Genomic DNA, 17,475 nt, shown 5'->3' with positions numbered 1-17,475 from the left:
ATGATTGGCGACTATTCGTTCACCATCGCCAGGAATCGCTCCAGGGTCGGTGGGTCCACCTTGATGTTGGGCTCGCGCGGTTCGGTGCCCACGAAGGGACTCGCTTCGGCAAACCATTTCTTCTGCGCCGGGAACCCCCACTGGTCGGCCCGTTTGGGGTCGGCCAGATCCCAGGCCAGTGGCGGCTCCAGGTCGATGTGCTGGTAGTGGGTGTTGAACAGCTCGACGCGGTGGCCGTCCGGGTCGCGGAAGTAGACGAACAGCGCGCCGCTGATGCCATGGCGCCCCGGGCCGCGCTCCAGGCGGGCGGCATAGCCCAGGGATCCGGCCACGTCGCAGGCGCGGATCATGTCGTTGGTATCGGGGAGGGTGTAGGCGAAGTGGTGCAGGCGCGGTCCCAGCCCGTTGGTAAAGACGATGTCGTGCGGGTTGCCCTTGCGCTGCATCCAGACGCCCCACAGATTCTCGCCGCCATCCTCGCGCTTGGAAAAAGTGTACTCGCTGAGCCGGAATCCCAGCGGCTGGTAGAACTCATAAGCGCGGCGTACGTCGTGGGTCTGGATCTGGTAGTGATCGATGCGCTGGGCGCTGGCACCGCGGTAGTGGTTGTATTCCTTCATCATCCGCGGACGTCGCTCCATGGAAGACGTCAGCTCCAATGGCACGCCGGTGCTGTCGGTGACGTGCAGGGTTGGGCCCTGGAAAGGCACGTCGACAAGCTGGCAGTCGATGCCGCGGCTGCCGAAATAGTCCTGGGCGGCGTGGATGTCGTCGTCGGTCAGTACCCGCATGCCGATCCGGGCGCATTTGCCGGCGTCTGGCGACTTGCTAAGCACGAGGCTGTGGTGGCCGTTCTCCTCCAGCCCTCGCAGGTAGACGCTGTTGGCGTCCTCATCGCTGACCACCAGCCCCACCAGTTCGGTATAGAAGTGTTTGCTGGCTTCCAGATCGCTCACATTGAGCACAACGTGACTGGTGCGGGTCACGTTGAAGGGTGGGTTCAGGACGAAATCATTCAGGCTCATTGTTGTTCTCCCTGTCGTTCGACGCGGCTCCGGACGGGCCGGCCTTTCACACTTTGGTGCGTCTTTCGATTGCGAGTGATTTGAATATTTCGATATATCTTAGAAAAAGATATATCTTAATTTTCCAATCAACGATTAGACAAAAGTCGTAGTTGAGGTGTTTGGTTTGGAGAAAAGGTGGGAGCTTTGCACCGAGCTGGTGCGCTTGAGCGTCGGTCGTGCGTCGTTCAGTTAGCCGAGGTGGGCGTTATTGTGATGAGCCCGGGTAGAAGGCGTGCCATTGCGAGGTGGCAGGCGCTGGTGAGGTCTGCGCCGCACCGGGCACGGATACTGCTCGTGTTGGGATGTTTCACACGTTGAGCGGAGGTTGCTGCCCATGCTACTCGTTGGCCGGCGGTGTCTCCGCATTGGGGAAAGAGCATGAAAGTATCCGTCATCGGCATGGGCAATGTCGGTTCGAGCCTGGCGTTTGTCCTGGCCATGAAACACATCGTCAAGGAACTGGTGCTGGTGGGGCGCAGCCGGGAATCGGTGTTGGGGGACGTCCTGGACCTGCGCCACGGCCAGCTGTTCGTCAGCACGCCCACCCAGGTCAACGCCGGAACCCTGGCGGACACGGCCGGTTCCGACATCATCGCCATGTGCGCGTCGGTGCCCACGCCCAAGCATATGCGCAGCCGCATGGAGCTGGCCCAGGGCAACGTGGACCTGATGCGTGAGATCATGCCGGAACTGGCGCGTCTGTCGCCGGACAGCACGATCGTGATGGTGTCCAACCCGGTGGACGTACTGGTCCACTATGCGCTGAAGTTTACCGGCTTCCGGCCCAATCAGGTCCTGGGCACGGGCACGCTGGTGGATTCCTCGCGTTTCCGTCAGTTGCTGGCGGAGGAGTTGCGGATCCACACCGAGGACATTCGCGCTTATATCCTGGGCGAGCACGGCGACAGCCAGTTTCCGGCCATGAGCTGCGCGGAGGCCGGTGGTGAGCCGCTGGACCCGACGCCGGGTCGTTTCGCCCTGTTCGAGAAGGCCTCGCGAGCCGGCTTTGAAGTGCTCAAGCACAAGGGCTGCACCAACTACGCCATCGCCCTGGCCGCGGCGTTCATCATCGAGAGCATCGCTCTGGACGCCAAGCACACCATGCCGGTCAGCCTGCGGGTGGACGGTTTCCAGGGGGTAACGGACGTTTGCCTGAGCCTGCCGGCGGTGATTGGTGGCAACGGGATCGAACGGGTATTGCATCCCAGGCTGAACGAGCGTGAGCAGCAGGCTTTCCTGCACAGCGCGTCGACTGTGCGCAACGTCATCGAGTCGGTGGCTGGGGAAGCGGTGACTTAGTGTTTCCTGATACCTGCGTCCCATAACACCCGCGCCCCTTAACATCGGGGCCCGGCATTAAGCTTAGCCGGCCATGTCCTTGACGTTCTCCATCACCACGAAAGTGCTGGTCTGGAGTACGTGGGGCAGGGCGGAGATCTGCTCGCCCAGGACCTGGCGGTACTCGGCCATGTTGCGGGTGCGGACCTTCAGTAAATAGTCGAAGTTACCGGCAATCATGTGGCACTGCTCCACCGCCGAGATCTGGTTGATGGCGTCGTTGAAGGCGGCCAGGGCCTTGCTGCTGGTGTCGTTCAGGGTGACCTGGGCGAAGGCAATGTGGCTCAGCCCCAGCTTGGTCTGGTTGATCAGCGCGGTGTAGCCGGTGATGTAGCCCTGCTCTTCCAGCCGGCGCATGCGGACCTGGCAAGGGGTTTTGGAGAGGCCGACCCGGGAGGCCAGCTCCGTAACGGTGACGCGCGCGTTCTTTTGCAGTTCGCGCATAATGGAGCGATCGATTCGGTCCAGTTCGACCATGGTTCGAATTCCCGGGAAGATTAATGGCTAATTGGGTCGTCAAATATAATCAGGTTGCCTTCGTTTTGAAACCGTATGGTCAAAGTGTCTTTCGAGGATTGGTTATACTGCGTGTACGATCCCATTTGCTGTGCCGTCGGCTTTATCCGGAGACGATTAATGACCGAATCCCACCCCTCGGACTCCAACGCCCTTCTGGAACAACTCGCGGACGCCATCCAGGCGGATGATCCCGACCAGACCCACCTGAGGGAAATCGTCAACCGGGTCATGGCCCAGTCGCAATCCTGGGAGAGCCACCTGCGCACCCAATTGATCGAGGCCTTCGGCGATGACCTGGGCGATCGGTATGCGCGTTCGTTCCGGAGCGCCTTCCCCAGCGGTTACCGTACCCGGTTTTCCGTGGCGGAAGCGGTCAGCGACCTGCGCCAGTTGCTGTCCATCGCTGTCAGCAGCGATGTGCCCATGCGTTTTTATCCAGTGGACGAACGCGACGGCCAGGTACTTCGTTTCAAGCTCTACAGCCAGGGTAAGCCGGTTATCCTCTCGGACGTGATTCCCATGCTGGAAAACCTGGGCATGCGGGTTCTCGACGAGCACCCTTACCGCATCCAGCGCCAGGACGGGGAGACCTTCGGGGTCAGTGATTTCACCGTGGAGGTCCATTCCACCGGCAATCAGGCGGTGGCGGACAGCGTCATGTCGTTGCTGCAGGAGGCTTTCCGGGAAATCTGGAACGGCTTCGCCGAGAACGATGAACTGAACCGGCTGATCATGGTGTCCGGCCTGGGCTGGCGGGAGGTGAGCCTGCTGCGGGCCTATTCCCGCTACATCAAGCAACTGCGTTTCGGTTTCAGCCAGCCGTTCATTGCGGAGACCCTGGCCCGCCACATAGAGATTACCCGGCGGCTGGTGGTCCTGTTCCAGGTGCGTTTTGATCCGGCGTTTGAACCGAATGGCACCCGGGCGGACGAGAGCGCCGCCGTTGAAGAGGCCATCCTGGCGGATCTGGAAGCGGTGGAGAGCCTGGATGATGACCGCATCCTGCGGCGCTTCTACCTGCTGATCAAGGCCACCTTGCGCACCAACTTTTTCCAGCGCTTCGAGGGGCAGTTCAAGAGCTACCTGTCCCTCAAGTTCGACCCCCAGTCGATCCCCGACATCCCCAAACCGAGACCCCGCTTCGAGGTGTTCGTCTATTCGCCCCGCGTTGAAGGGGTACATCTGCGGGCCGGACCGGTGGCTCGGGGCGGGCTGCGCTGGTCGGACCGGGCGGAGGACTACCGCACCGAGATCCTGGGTCTGGTGAAAGCCCAGCAGGTGAAAAACTCGGTGATCGTGCCGGTGGGCGCCAAGGGCGGCTTCATCGTCAAGCAGCCGCCCCGCGACGGTTCGCGTCAGGCGCTGCAGGAGGAGGGCGTGGCCTGCTATCGCATCTTTATCCGCGGCCTGCTGGATCTGACCGACAACCTGGAAGCCGGTCAGGTGGTGCCGCCGGCGGACGTCGTGCGTCACGATGACGACGATCCCTACCTGGTGGTGGCCGCCGACAAGGGCACGGCCACCTTCTCCGACATCGCCAATCGCCTGGCTGAGGAGTACGGCTTCTGGCTGGGGGATGCCTTTGCCTCCGGCGGCAGCGAAGGTTATGACCATAAGAAGATGGGTATCACCGCCCGCGGCGCCTGGGAATCGGTCAAGCGCCACTTCCTGGAAAAAGGCGTCGACACCCAGTCCGACGAGTTCACGGTGGTTGGCGTCGGCGACATGGGCGGCGACGTATTCGGCAACGGCATGTTGTTGTCGGACCGGATCCGGCTGGTGGGCGCGTTCAATCACCTGCACATCTTCATCGACCCCAAGCCCGACGCCGCAGCGGCGTTCCGCGAACGCCAGCGCCTGTTCGAGCAGCCCGGGTCCAGTTGGGCCGACTACGACCGCGAACTGATCAGCAAGGGCGGCGGCGTGTTTTCCCGTTCCCAGAAGTCGATTCCCATCAACGCCACCATGCGCAAGGCCCTGGGCACCGACGCCAAGCGGTTGGCGCCCAACGAGCTGATCAGCGCGCTGCTGCAGGCGCCGGTGGACATGATCTGGAACGGCGGCATTGGCACCTACGCCAAATCCCCGGCTGAGTCCCACGAGAGTGTCGGGGACAAGGCCAACGATCCGGTCCGTGTCGACAGCGACCAGTTGCGCTGCCGGGTGCTGGGAGAGGGCGGCAATCTGGGGTTCACCCAGCTGGCGCGGATCGGCTTCGCCCGCCGCGGTGGGGCGGCCAACACCGACTTCATCGACAATGCCGGCGGCGTGGACTGCTCCGACCACGAGGTCAACATCAAGATCCTGCTCAGCAAGGAGGTGCAGGAAGGTCGGTTATCGCTGGAGCAGCGCAATCGCCTGTTGCGGGAGATGACCGGCGAAGTGTCTGAATTGGTGCTCCAGAACAACTACCGCCAGGCCCTGGCGCTGAGTCTGGCCGAGTCCACGGCCGCTGCCAGTCTCGACGAGCATGAGCGTTTCATGCGCCGCCTGGAAGCGGAAGGCCGGCTGGATCGCGCGCTGGAATTCCTGCCCGGCGACGAGGCCTTGCAGGAGCGAAAGGAATCCCTGTCGGGCCTGACCCGCCCGGAGCTGTCGGTGCTGGTGTCCTACGCCAAGATCGAGCTCAAGCAGTTGCTGTTGGCGTCGCCCCTGGTCCACGACGAGCGCTTCCGCGACGCGCTCTACTCGGCGTTTCCGGCGTCGCTGTTGCGGGCCTTCCCGGGCGCGGTGGAACAGCACCCGCTGCGGGCCGAGATCACCGCCACACAATTGGCCAATGACATGGTCAATCGCATGGGCGTCACCTGGCTGGACAAGATCCGCCATGCGTCGCGCTCCGGTGCGGACGAGATCGCCGCGGCCTACCGCATCGCGGTGGATATCTACGATGTCGACGCACAATGGCGTGAGATCGAAGCGCTGGACGGTCAGATCGCTGCCGGAGTCCAGCTCGATCTGTTGCGCGATCTGACCCGGCTGGTGACACGTACCACCAACTGGTTGCTTCGCACACGGCCGCAGGATCTCGATGCCGTGGCCTGCCGCGAGCGTTACCAGCCACATCTGGTGCAGGTCATGAGCGCCACCGACAGCCTGCGCGGCGTGATTCCTGAAAGCCGCTGGAATGAGCGCTATGATTATTATGTGAGCAATTCGGTGCCGGAACGTCTGGCGGCCTGCTGCGCGTCCACGGAGAGCCGCTACTGGTTGATGGATATCATCGAGGTGGCGCTGCAGTTCGACGAGTCGCTGGAAGCGGTGGCCTGGGTGTACTTCTCGCTGGGCGAAAGCCTCAACCTGACCTGGCTCGACAGGCAGATGCGCCAGTTCCGGGCGCGGGGGCATTGGGAGGTGCTGGCCACCAGTCATTACCGCGACGATCTGGACTATCAGCTGCGTCACCTGACCTCCAGTGTGTTCCGTGTGGGGAACGGGAGCGAACAGGATGCGTCCGTGGGCGAAGTACCGTCGAAAATGGCGCCCGAAACCTTGCTGGCGCAGTGGCGCGACGGCAAGCAGACGCAACTGGGCCGTTGGAAGCAGATGCTGGGAGACATGCAGACGGCGAAAGACATTGATTGTGCAGTGTTTTCTGTCGCTCACGGTGTCCTGAGGGAGCTGGCGGCAGAGGCGGGATGACCGCGAAATCGGGTTTCCCGTCGAACGGGTAAAGGTCATATTGCCTATATTTAACCCTTCGGAAAGGAAGGGCTCGGTTTTTGTTTGGCCAAAAAAGGTCTGATTGGTTGCTTTGGCCGGGGTAATAGGAAAATGGTCTTTGTCTGTCTCGGTAAAATGCGACCAGAGAGACAAACAACGACGAGGTGACAACTATGAAACCGCAGCAGTCAGTGACTCCTGAACTAATCGACTCCCGCCAGGCCGTCCGCGATTACTATCTGGCCGACGAATACAAGGTGATTCACGAGCTGATTGCTGACGCCCAGTTGTCCAAGGCTGAGCGTGAAGCGATTTCAGCGCGTGCGGCAGACCTGGTGCGCAGCGTCCGCAGTAACGCCAAGCCGACCATCATGGAGAAGTTCCTTTCGGAATACGGCCTGACCACCAAGGAGGGCGTGGCCCTCATGTGCCTGGCTGAGGCCCTGCTGCGCGTGCCGGACAACACCACGATCCACGCGCTGATCGAAGACAAGATCACCTCCGGCAACTGGGGCGCCCACGTGGGCAAAGCCACCTCTTCCCTGATCAACTCCACCACGCTGGCCCTGCTGATGACCAGCAACCTGCTCAAGGACTCCGAGCGCCAGAGCGTGGGCGAGACCCTGCGCAAGCTGATCAAGCGTATGGGCGAGCCGGTGGTGCGGACCGTGGCCGGTCAGGCCATGAAGGAAATGGGGCGCCAGTTTGTCCTGGGCCGTGACATCGAGGAAGCCCAGGAGCGCGGCAAGAGCAACATGAGCCGCGGCTATACCTACTCCTACGACATGCTGGGCGAAGCCGCCCGGACCGATGCCGACGCGCTGCGCTACTACAAGGCCTACGCTGACGCCATCGACAGCATCAGCAAGAACTGCGCGGGCGATGTGCGCACCAACCCGGGCATCTCCGTCAAGCTCTCGGCCCTGCTGGCCCGCTACGAGTACGGCCACAAAGAGCGCGTGATGGAAGAGCTGGTGCCCCGTGCCCTGGATCTGGCGAAGAAAGCCGCCAAAGCCAATATGGGCTTTAACATCGACGCGGAAGAGGCGGATCGCCTGGACCTGTCCCTGGACGTGATCGAAGTGATCCTGGCCGACCCCGAGCTGGCCAACTGGGACGGTTTCGGTGTGGTTGTGCAGGCTTTCGGCAAGCGTGCGTCCCACGTCCTGAACTGGCTCTATGCCCTGTCCAACAAGCTGGATCGCCGCATCATGGTGCGCCTGGTGAAGGGTGCCTACTGGGACGCCGAGATCAAGCGCGCCCAGGTGATGGGCCTGAGCGATTTCCCGGTGTTCACCCGCAAGGCCTGCAGTGACGTGTCCTACCTGGCCTGCGCCAAGCAGCTGCTGGGCATGACCGACCGCATCTACCCGCAGTTTGCCACCCACAACGCCCATTCTGTGTCGGCGGTGCTGGAACTGGCCAAGAACGTCGACCGCAACCTGTTTGAATTCCAGCGTCTGCACGGCATGGGCGAGTCCCTGCACGATCAGGTGATCCGCGACAGCGGCGTGCCCTGCCGCATCTACGCGCCGGTCGGCAAGCACAGCGACCTGCTGGCGTACCTGGTGCGCCGTCTGCTGGAGAACGGCGCCAACAGCTCGTTCGTGAACCAGATCGTCGACACCAGCATCACCCCGGAAGAGATTGCCAAGGATCCCATCGACGCGGTGCAGGCCCTGGGCGACGGTATTTCCAGCAAGGCCATCGTGCGTCCGGCCGACCTGTTCGGCGCCAACCGCCGCAACTCCAAGGGCTGGGACCTGACCGATCCGGTCACCATCGCGCAGATCGACGAGGGCCGCGGCGCCTACCGCACCCATCGCTGGAAGGGCGGTCCGGTCATGGCGGTGGACGCCGTGGGTGCGGAAGTTCAGGTGGTGCGTAATCCGGCCGATCCGGACGACGTGGTGGGTGAAGTCACCCAGGCCTCCGACGCCGATATCGACGCCGCCATCACGGCCGGCGAAGAGGGCTTCCGGACCTGGTCCGCGATGTCCGCCGAAGAGCGCGCCGAGTGCCTGCGCAAGATCGGCAAGCTGTACGAGGACAACGTCGACGAGCTGTTCGCACTGACCTGCCGCGAGGCCGGCAAGTCCCTGTTCGACGCCGTCGCCGAAATCCGCGAAGCGGTGGATTTCTGTGAGTTCTACGCCAACGAAGGCATTCGCTACAAAGACAGTGGCGACGCCCGCGGTGTGATGTGCTGTATTTCGCCGTGGAACTTCCCGCTGGCGATCTTTACCGGCCAGATCGCGGCCAACCTGGCGGCGGGCAACGCCGTCATTGCCAAGCCGGCGGAGCAGACCGCGCTGCTGGCGGCCCGGGCCGTTGAACTGATGCACGAGGCCGGCGTCCCCAAAGGTGCCGTGCAGCTGGTACCGGGCTCCGGCGCTACCGTCGGTGCCGCGCTGACGTCCGATCCGCGCATGGCGGGCGTCTGCTTCACCGGCTCCACCGCGACGGCCCAGCGCATCAACAAGGTCATGACCGAGAAGATGGCGCCGGACGCCCCGCTGGTGGCGGAAACCGGCGGCCTGAACGCCATGATCGTGGATTCCACCGCGCTGCCGGAGCAGGTGGTGCGCGACGTCCTGGCCTCATCCTTCCAGAGTGCCGGCCAGCGCTGCTCCGCGCTGCGCATGCTGTACGTGCAGAAAGACATCGCCGATCACCTGCTGGAAATGCTGTTCGGTGCGATGGAAGAGCTGGGCATCGGCAACCCGTGGGACCTGTCCACGGACGTGGGCCCGGTCATCGACCAGACCGCCAAGGACCGTATCGTCAGCCACTGTGAGAAGTACGAGAAGCGCGGCAAGGTGCTGAAGAAGCTGTCGGTACCGGAGAAAGGTCTGTTCGTGTCGCCAACCGTTATCCAGGTCAGCGGCATCGAGGAGCTGGAAGAGGAAATCTTCGGGCCGGTCCTGCACGTGGCCACCTTTGAGGCGGCGGATATCGACAAAGTGATCGATGCGGTCAACGACAAGGGCTACGGCCTGACCTTCGGCATCCACAGCCGGGTCGACCGTCGCGTCGAGCGGATCTCCAGCCGCATCAAGGTGGGCAACACCTACGTCAACAGGAACCAGATCGGCGCCATCGTCGGCTCCCAGCCGTTTGGCGGTGAGGGCCTGTCCGGTACCGGTCCCAAGGCGGGCGGTCCGCACTACGTGCGTCGTTTCATGAAGGGCGAGAGCATCGAGGTGCCGGCCCAGTCCGCCGGCAAGCAGATCGGTGCCGAGCGCCTGCAGAAGCTGATCGACAAGGCGCAGGGGCTGCAGCCACAGGCTCCGGAAAGCCGTGTCCAGGCCATGCGCCCGATCTTCGGCGAGGTGCCCGAGGCCCTGGACGCGCATCCGGAAGACATGCCGGGACCCACCGGCGAGCTCAACCGTCTGTCCAACCACGCCCGCGGCCTGGTGGTGTGCCTGGGGCCGGACCGCGAGTCCGCGCTTAAGCAGGCGGCCAGCGCCCTGTCCCAGGGTAACCGGGTGGTGGTCGTGGCGCCGGGTGTCGAGAAGACCGTCAGCCAGGCGGCCAAGGCCGGCCTGCCGATCGTCGGCGTTGACGGTGTGCTGGACCCGGTTGCCTTGACCCAGGCTCACGGCTTTGAAGCGGTGACCAGCGTTGCCGAGCGCTCGCTGCTGCGCGAGTACCGGGACGCCCTGGCCAAGCGCGACGGCGCGCTGATCCAGCTGATCACCGAGCCAACCCTGACCCAGCGCTTCGTGGTAGAGCGGCACCTGTGTGTCGACACCACGGCAGCCGGTGGTAACGCGAGCTTGATCGCCGCGTCCGAATAAGCCCTCGACGAGGCTTCGGTTCCGACAACGCCCGGATGGTTCCGCCATCCGGGCGTTTTTCGTTGGGGCGCTGGGGTTCCCGCAGGATGCTTCCCAAAAATGAATACGGTTTTGCAACCAATCAATTAGGGGCCTAGCAAACGGGCTGCTAGGTTGGTGTCGGTTCCGTCGCGTTCCTTCCTTCTGCGTGGCGGGGCCAGGGAGCCTGATCAAAGGTTCCTGAACTCAGGTCTATCAAAAACAACGACAACACAGGGACCGTGGCGTCCGTTTTCTCAAAACCATAACAACATTGGGAGAAGCCATGCTGAAACAATGCCTGACGGCTGCGTTGCTGATGTTTGCCCTGGCCTCGAGCGCCATGGCGCAGGACAACAGCACTTTCCGGGTCACCCTGCTGGGCACCGGTACTCCAAACCCCAATCCCGATCGTTTCGGCCCCAGCACCCTGGTGCAGGCCGGCAACCTGAACCTGCTGTTTGATGCCGGGCGCGGCAATACCATCCGTCTGTGGCAGTTGAAGGTGCCGCTGGGCAGTCTCGATGAAGTCTTCCTGACGCACTATCACTCGGATCACGTCAACGGCCTGGCGGATCTTTGGATGACCGGCTGGCTGCCGCCGGTATACGCGGGGCGCAAGCAGCCGTTCAACATCACCGGCCCGACCGGTTTGCAGGCACTGACCGATGGTCTGGTCAGTGCGTTTGAGAACAACGCCAAGGTGCGTATTGCCGATGAGAAGCTGCCGCCGGAAGCCAACCGCTTCAACGTCACCGAGTTTGACGAGCAGGTCGGTGGCGTGGTCTATGAGAAGAACGGCGTCAGAGTCACGGCGTTTTCCAACTTGCACGGTGACCTGATTCATCCGTCGGTCGGCTACCGCATTGACTATCAGGGCAAGTCGGTGGTGATTTCCGGGGATACCCGCAAATCGAAGACGGTGGTTGAGCATTCACGTGGCGTTGACCTGCTGATCCACGAAGTCGCTGCCGCCCGACCGGAGCTGCTAGAGGCGCTGCAGCGCCTGCAGCCGATCATGAATCATCACACCACGCCGCAGGAGGCGGGTGAGGTGTTCAGCGAAGCCAGGCCAAAGATGGCGGCCTTCACGCATTTCGTGCTGCTGGCAAACAAGGATTACCCGCCGATGACGCCTGCGGAAACCGAGACGGCAACGCGGGAAACCTACGATGGGCCCCTAGCTATGGGGCAGGATCTCATGGCGTTCGATCTGTCCGGCGATAAGGTCAGGGTGATTCCCTGGAACAGCGATCGATAGACCCCCTCGGGGTTTGCCCTTCCGTGACGCCCACCCGGGCGTCACGCATTTTTCTCCAGCCAAGCACAGTGCACCCCGACAACGAACCGGAACGATCCGTCGGACATCCGGTAGGGCGCCAGAGCCCGCGCAGCGGCCGCGCTCACTCGCTCGCGTTGATCGGCTGTTACCCGGACACCGGCAAACGGAAACCAGCCGTCCACATCGGCCCGGATCAGGTCGGTGATGGTCGGGAAGATGACGCTTTCCTCCAGACGTTCCACCTCGACCTCCGCCAGGCCGGCTTCGGCAAAGGTGTTCTCGATGATCGAGCGCTGGCCCATGGCGAAGGGGGCGCGCAAAAGGTCGCCGACCGACGGGCTGATCAGGTCCCCATAGAGCTCCGACAGAGTCTGGTACACCGGTTGTCGGATCAGCTCATCGAAAACCAGAACCACCAGTCGGCCGCCGGGCTCCAGCACCCGGTGCATTTCCCGCAGCGCCTGCACGGGATCGTCAAACAGCATCAGGCCGAACTGGCAGGTGACGGCGTCGAAGGTATCTTCGTCGAAAGGCAGATTGCCGGCGTGACTTTCCACCCAGCGGATGGTTTCGGATTTTTCCCGGGCCACGGCCAGCATGCCGGGGTTCAGGTCCAGTCCGGTCACGAGACCGTCGGGCTGGACCCGCTGCTGGGCCGACAGGGCCAGTTCACCGGTCCCGCAGGCCACGTCCAGGAGATGCTGGCCGGGCTGTATTCGGGAGCGGTCGAGTGTATGGGGAATCCAGGGCGCGAAGAGTGCGGGCATCAGCCACCGGTCATAGGCCCGGGCGGTGTCGGCGAGCGTTTCCTCGGTGATATCGGTCATGGTTTTCCTCCTTCCGGACAACCGACTCGGGGATGTCATTGGGCAGAGGTGGAGCGGGACACTCGCTCCATTGGCTACCATAGCGCGCCGGCGCAGAAAGGTCATTCGGGATGTGCGTCATGCCGCTGTGGCGGATAGGTAGCGGTTTAGCGGGCGCCGCTCAGCGGAATTACGGTCGTGCAACCTTCCCGCAATGAATATTGGGCGGAGTGCCGTGCCGGCGCTCCCGCGGCAGCACGCGGAATGCAATATAAATCAGTATGTTAGATCCGATCGGGCAATTCCGGATTTGGCCTAAATTGACATGCGCGTCATCTTGCCGGTGCGAGATATCGCACGAGCAGCATGTGCTTTGACGGCTCCGAAGGGCCCATCCTCCCGGGCTACTTTCGGCTCCCATCCTTACTCGGCATGACGCAAGGAGTCGCGAGATGAGTCAGTTCCCGGAGGCGATGGATCCGGTGCTCCGTAACCTGAAGCACGATGTTCCCGCAGGCATTGCGGTCTTTCTGGTAGCCATCCCGTTGTGTCTCGGCATTGCCCTGGCGTCGGGCGCGCCCCCCCTGTCCGGTCTGCTGGCCGGTATTATCGGTGGGCTGGTGGTGTCGCTGGTCAGTGGTTCGGCGCTGAGCGTGAGCGGTCCCGCCGCCGGGCTGGTCGTGGTGGTTCTGTCCGCCATCGAGGCGATTGGCTTTGCCGGGCTGCTGATGGCGACGGCGCTGAGTGGGTTGCTGCAGATGCTGTTCGGTTTCCTGCGCCTGGGCCGGATCGGGGCGTTCGTACCCAGCTCGGTGATCAAGGGAATGCTGGCGGCGATCGGTCTGATCCTGGTGATTAACCAGTTGCCGATGCTGGCGGGTCTGGCGGACTGGCCGGCCCTGGAGGATTGGGGCTCACGGGCCTTGTCGGCGCAGTTCAGTGGACTGGCATTGCTGATTGCCCTGGTCTCCTTTGCGGTTTTGCTGCTGTGGGACCGTCCCGTGATCAAACGGAGTGTGCTCGGCAACCTGCCGGGGCCGCTGGTGGTGGTTATCGTCGCGGTGTTGCTCGACCGGCTGGTCCCGTCCGCCTGGCTTTCTCCGTTAACCGGCGCCCATCGGATTGAGCTTCCGATCGACGCCATGGGCGTGGCCGGGATCGGCGAGTTCCTGGCCCAGTTGCATCTCCCGTCGCTGACGTCGCTGGCCGATCCCCAGGTCTATGTTTTTGCCCTGACACTGGCGCTGGTAGCCAGCCTGGAAACGCTGCTCTCCCTGGAAGCGGTGGACAAGATCGACCCGCTCAAGCGCCACTCGCCGCCGCATCGGGAACTCAAGGCCCAGGGTCTGGGCAACCTGCTCAGCGGTCTGGTGGGCGGCCTGCCGATCACGGCGGTGATTGTACGCAGCTCGGCCAACGTCCAGGCCGGGGGACGTTCCCGGACGTCGAGCTTCGTCCACGGGGCGCTCCTGTTGGTGACCGTGGCCTGCTTGGCGCCGGTGCTGGAGCAGATGCCCCTGGCGTGCCTGGCGGCGATCCTGATCCATACCGGGTTCAAACTGGCCAGTCCGAGGCTGTGGGTCGAACAGTACCGCAAGGGATTGAATCGACTGGTGCCGTTTGCGGCGACCCTGACGTCGGTGGTGGTGATCGACCTGCTGAAAGGGGTGCTGGTGGGGATGTTCTGCGGGCTGTGTTTCATGATACGGGCCAACTTCCGGCGCGCGGTATCGTTCCGCCAGGAGGGGCAGCGGGCCTGGATGCGCTTCCTGACGGACGTGTCTTTCCTCAATCGCGAAGAGGTGCGCAGCAAGCTGGAAAACCTGAAACCGGGCACGCACCTGGTCATAGACGGCCAACTGGCGGCGCATGTGGACCCGGACATCCGTGATGATATCGAGGCCTACGCCCGCAATGCGCCGGACCATGGCATCAGCGTGCAGGTGCGCGACCTGCGGGGCTTCAGTGGACACTTCCCGGCGTCGCGGACCATCGATGACGGGGAGTCTCTCGCGGCCCCGGGGCGACAGGTGTTTGGCTAGGGCGACGAGCGTGGCTGCGGGTTGCGCTTCAGCGGTGGCCCGCCAGGAGGCCCTCGGCTTCCAGCTCTCGCAACTGGGCAACCATCCAGGGGCTGAAAGCCCAGGGAGTGGCGGTCACCGCCTTGATCAGGTCCGCGGGACGGACCCAGCGGCAGTCCATGACTTCGCTTGGTCGCGGCTCCGGTTGGCTGACGCAGCGTGCTGAAAACACGGGGCAAAACTCGTTCTCGACGATGCCGGAGGCGTCTTGCGCCCGGTAGCTGAATTCCGGCAGTCGCAGTTCGACGTCCTGGATATCGACGCCCAGTTCGTAGCGGCAGCGGCGTTTCACGGCATCGGCCGGGGTTTCGCCGGGCAGGGGGTGGCCGCAGGCCGAGTTGGTCCAAACGCCGGGCCAGGCCACCTTGGTCAGGGCGCGCCGGGTCAGTAAGAGCTCACCTTCCGCGTTGAAGAGATAGCAGGAGAACGCCAGATGCAGCGGCGTGTTGCGGTCGTGCACGGTCGCCTTCGGCGCGGTTCCCGCGGGCTGGTTGTGGCGGTCCAGCAGGACGACCCGTTCCTCGTCGACGGTCATGTTTCCTCCAACTTACAGAGCGTCTGGCCTTATCCGGTAGACAGTAATCGGTTGCGACAGTTGCCGGTATCGTGGGTTTTGCCTGTTCATTACCGCAATCCATCGATGCCATTGATTCACGCATCCGCCGGTGAGTGTTTCCCGACCGGGTCGCGGCCTATACTGGCGCCGCAAGACGATCCGAGCACCCGGGCCCGACGTAAATACGGGTCGAAGACAACACCGAGAGGCCTTCGTGAATACGCTTTACTGGTTCACCCGCGATCTCCGCCTGCATGACAACGCGGCCCTGCTGGCGGCCTCGAAATCCGACAGCCTGTTGTGCGTCTACGTGGTGGATCCGCGCTGGTTCACTCCCGGCCGGTTCCAGAGTCGATCGATGGGAACGCATCGCTGGCGCTTTCTGTGGCAAAGCCTGATGGCGCTGGAGCGGCATCTTCGCCCATTGGGCCAGCGATTGCATCTCGCGTTCGGTGTTCCGGAGCAGGTCATTCCGGCGCTGGTCCGGGCCCACGGTATCGATCACATGATCCGTTCACGTCAGCCGGGTACAGAAGAAGCCGGCCAGTGGCGGGCTATCCGGGAAGCGGTGCCCGCGATCCTATGTCGGGAGTTCGAGACGCTGAGCCTGTTTACCGAGGGCTCCCTGCCCATGCCCCTCGACGAACTGCCGGCCACCTTTTCCCAGTTTCGCAAACAGGTTGAAGCCGCTGGTGGGCATCATACCGATGCTCTGCGCATTCGGACGCTGTCGGCCCTGCCGCCGCCTCCCGGTTTCGCGCAGGACAACCGCGGCGACTGCCCGCCCATCAGCGAGCCGGCGCAAGCTCCGCGATTTACCGGTGGTGAGCGTGCCGGGCTCGAACAGCTGCAGGCGTTCATTTTCGACAGCCACCGTATTGCGCGCTACAAGGACACCCGTAACGCGCTGGACGACTGGGACGCCTCTTCCAAATTTTCGCCGTGGCTGGCCAACGGCAGTCTGTCGGTGAGGGAGGTGGCTGAGAGCATCGCCGAATACGAGCGTGCCGAAACCCGCAACGAATCCACCTACTGGCTGTGGTTCGAACTGCTGTGGCGGGAATATTTTTACTGGTCTGCACTGCGCCATGGCGTCGACCTGTTCCGGCGTGACGGTGTCCGGCGCAAACGGCGACCGGTGACTTTCTATCCCCATCGATTCAAGGCCTGGTGTGAGGGCACCACCGAGTACCCGCTGGTTAATGCCGCCATGAACCAGCTCCGCCAGACCGGCTACATCAGCAACCGCGCCCGGCAGTTGGCGGCCAGCTGCTTCGTCAACGAGCTGGAGCTGGACTGGCGTTACGGGGCGGCCTGGTTCGAGCAGCAGCTGGTCGACTATGACGTGGGCAGCAACTACGGCAACTGGCAGTACCTGGCGGGTGTCGGCGCCGATCCCCGGGGACAGCGGCAGTTCAACCTGGAGAAACAGGCGCAGACCTACGATCCGGATGGCGCGTTCGTCGCCCGTTGGCAGGGTGAGGCGGATCAGCCGGTGGGGCGCCACACGGTCGACGCGGCGGACTGGCCGTTATCCTGAGGCGCCGGCCACCGTGCGCCGGTACTCGTCCGGGGTCACGCCCATCAGCCTTCGGAACATGGCGATAAACGCCGAGGCACTGGCGTAGCCCAGCTCCAGGGCGATGGCCTCGACCTTGTCGCCCGCTTCCAGGCGCGGCATCGCCTTCACGACCCGCAGCCGTTGGCGCCATTCCGCGAGCGACATGCCCAGGTCCCGCTGGCTGCGGCGCATCAGGGTGCGCTCGGTGGAGTGGACCGCTCTGGCCAGTTCCGGCAGGGAGCGGCTGTCGCCGGGATCCCGGTCGAGGATGCCCATCACCCGCGAGAGAACCGGGTCATTGGATGTGGGCAGGTAGCTGCCCATGCGTTCGGCGTCGGCCAGTTGGTCCACCAGCACCTGCAGCAGGCGCGTATCGGCCTCGGAGTAGGGCGGTGTCAGGTTCTGCTGGCGCAAATGCTCCAGCAGTTCCCGCACCAGCGGGCTGACGGCAAGGGCACAGGTCTGCTCCGGCAGGGCGTCGCTGAACGGCGCGGACACGTAGAGCGAGCCATGGCAGGCCTCGTAACGGTTAAGCCCCTGATGTTCCACCCCCGGCGGCAGCCAGAGGCCATACTGCGAGGGGGCCAGATACTGGCGATCGCCCACCTTCACTTCCATCACGCCGCTGAAGGAATAGACGAACTCGCCCCAGGCGTGGCTGTGAACCGGATAGGCCGCCTCCGCTGGCACGCAGGCGCTGCGGAACAGCACCGGTTCCGGCAACCGGTCGCTGAACGGCGGTATCTGCAGGTTCTTGCCGGGAAGACTCATGGTGCACTGT

At 63.4% G+C, this 17,475-nt stretch carries 11 protein-coding genes; 6 read left to right on the top strand and 5 right to left on the bottom strand.

Annotation, left to right across the window (positions count from 1 at the left end):
* Positions 1–11: 11 nt before the first annotated feature.
* Entirely contained in the window at positions 12–1,025 is a 1,014-nt protein-coding gene (gene hpaD / locus GQB00_RS07420) for a 3,4-dihydroxyphenylacetate 2,3-dioxygenase (RefSeq protein WP_165855756.1), read from the bottom strand.
* Between the two features lie 420 nt (positions 1,026–1,445).
* On the opposite strand from hpaD, the gene GQB00_RS07415 reads away from it, so the two are divergent.
* On the top strand, positions 1,446–2,366 hold the full coding sequence (locus GQB00_RS07415) for a malate dehydrogenase (protein WP_165855755.1): 921 nt from the start codon (positions 1,446–1,448) through the stop codon (positions 2,364–2,366).
* 63 nt (positions 2,367–2,429) lie between these two features.
* Here the strand turns inward: GQB00_RS07415 and GQB00_RS07410 are convergent, their stop codons facing one another.
* Positions 2,430–2,882 (bottom strand): Lrp/AsnC ligand binding domain-containing protein, encoded by a 453-nt coding sequence (locus GQB00_RS07410; protein ID WP_111495061.1) that lies wholly within the window; start codon positions 2,880–2,882, stop codon positions 2,430–2,432.
* Positions 2,883–3,041: 159 nt separating this feature from the next.
* Here GQB00_RS07410 and GQB00_RS07405 point away from each other — a divergent pair, with 159 nt between their 5' ends.
* From GQB00_RS07405 to GQB00_RS07395, 3 genes are all read left to right on the top strand, one after another.
* On the top strand, positions 3,042–6,566 hold the full coding sequence (locus GQB00_RS07405) for an NAD-glutamate dehydrogenase (protein ID WP_165855754.1): 3,525 nt from the start codon (positions 3,042–3,044) through the stop codon (positions 6,564–6,566).
* Between the two features lie 194 nt (positions 6,567–6,760).
* Positions 6,761–10,390, top strand: a complete 3,630-nt coding sequence (gene putA, locus GQB00_RS07400; protein ID WP_165855753.1) for a bifunctional proline dehydrogenase/L-glutamate gamma-semialdehyde dehydrogenase PutA — start codon at positions 6,761–6,763, stop codon at positions 10,388–10,390.
* 304 nt (positions 10,391–10,694) lie between these two features.
* Positions 10,695–11,669, top strand: coding sequence for an MBL fold metallo-hydrolase (locus GQB00_RS07395; RefSeq protein ID WP_165855752.1), 975 nt, complete (start codon positions 10,695–10,697; stop codon positions 11,667–11,669).
* A gap of 41 nt (positions 11,670–11,710) precedes the next feature.
* On the opposite strand, the gene GQB00_RS07390 is transcribed toward GQB00_RS07395, so the two are convergent.
* Positions 11,711–12,517, bottom strand: a complete 807-nt coding sequence (locus GQB00_RS07390; RefSeq protein ID WP_165855751.1) for a class I SAM-dependent methyltransferase — start codon at positions 12,515–12,517, stop codon at positions 11,711–11,713.
* A gap of 431 nt (positions 12,518–12,948) precedes the next feature.
* On the opposite strand from GQB00_RS07390, the gene GQB00_RS07385 reads away from it, so the two are divergent.
* Positions 12,949–14,538: a SulP family inorganic anion transporter gene (locus tag GQB00_RS07385; RefSeq protein ID WP_207950630.1), complete on the top strand. Its 1,590-nt coding sequence runs from the start codon at positions 12,949–12,951 to the stop codon at positions 14,536–14,538.
* Positions 14,539–14,566: 28 nt separating this feature from the next.
* Here GQB00_RS07385 and idi read toward each other — a convergent pair whose 3' ends face one another.
* The gene (idi, locus tag GQB00_RS07380) at positions 14,567–15,112 is read right to left on the bottom strand and encodes an isopentenyl-diphosphate Delta-isomerase (protein ID WP_111495073.1); all 546 of its coding nucleotides are present in this window, start codon (positions 15,110–15,112) and stop codon (positions 14,567–14,569) included.
* A gap of 235 nt (positions 15,113–15,347) precedes the next feature.
* Here idi and GQB00_RS07375 point away from each other — a divergent pair, with 235 nt between their 5' ends.
* Positions 15,348–16,673 carry a DASH family cryptochrome gene (locus GQB00_RS07375; RefSeq protein WP_165855750.1) on the top strand — a complete coding sequence of 442 codons (1,326 nt, stop codon included), beginning with the start codon at positions 15,348–15,350 and terminating at the stop codon, positions 16,671–16,673.
* Here GQB00_RS07375 and GQB00_RS07370 read toward each other — a convergent pair.
* Positions 16,665–17,465 carry an AraC family transcriptional regulator gene (locus GQB00_RS07370; RefSeq protein ID WP_165855749.1) on the bottom strand — a complete coding sequence of 267 codons (801 nt, stop codon included), beginning with the start codon at positions 17,463–17,465 and terminating at the stop codon, positions 16,665–16,667. The genes GQB00_RS07375 and GQB00_RS07370 overlap by 9 nt on opposite strands.
* Positions 17,466–17,475 lie beyond the last annotated feature (10 nt).

Source organism: Marinobacter sp. JSM 1782161 (genome assembly GCF_011421605.1).
Taxonomy (GTDB): Bacteria; Pseudomonadota; Gammaproteobacteria; order Pseudomonadales; family Oleiphilaceae; genus Marinobacter_A; species Marinobacter_A bohaiensis.
This window is presented reverse-complemented; position numbering and strand designations above follow the sequence as displayed.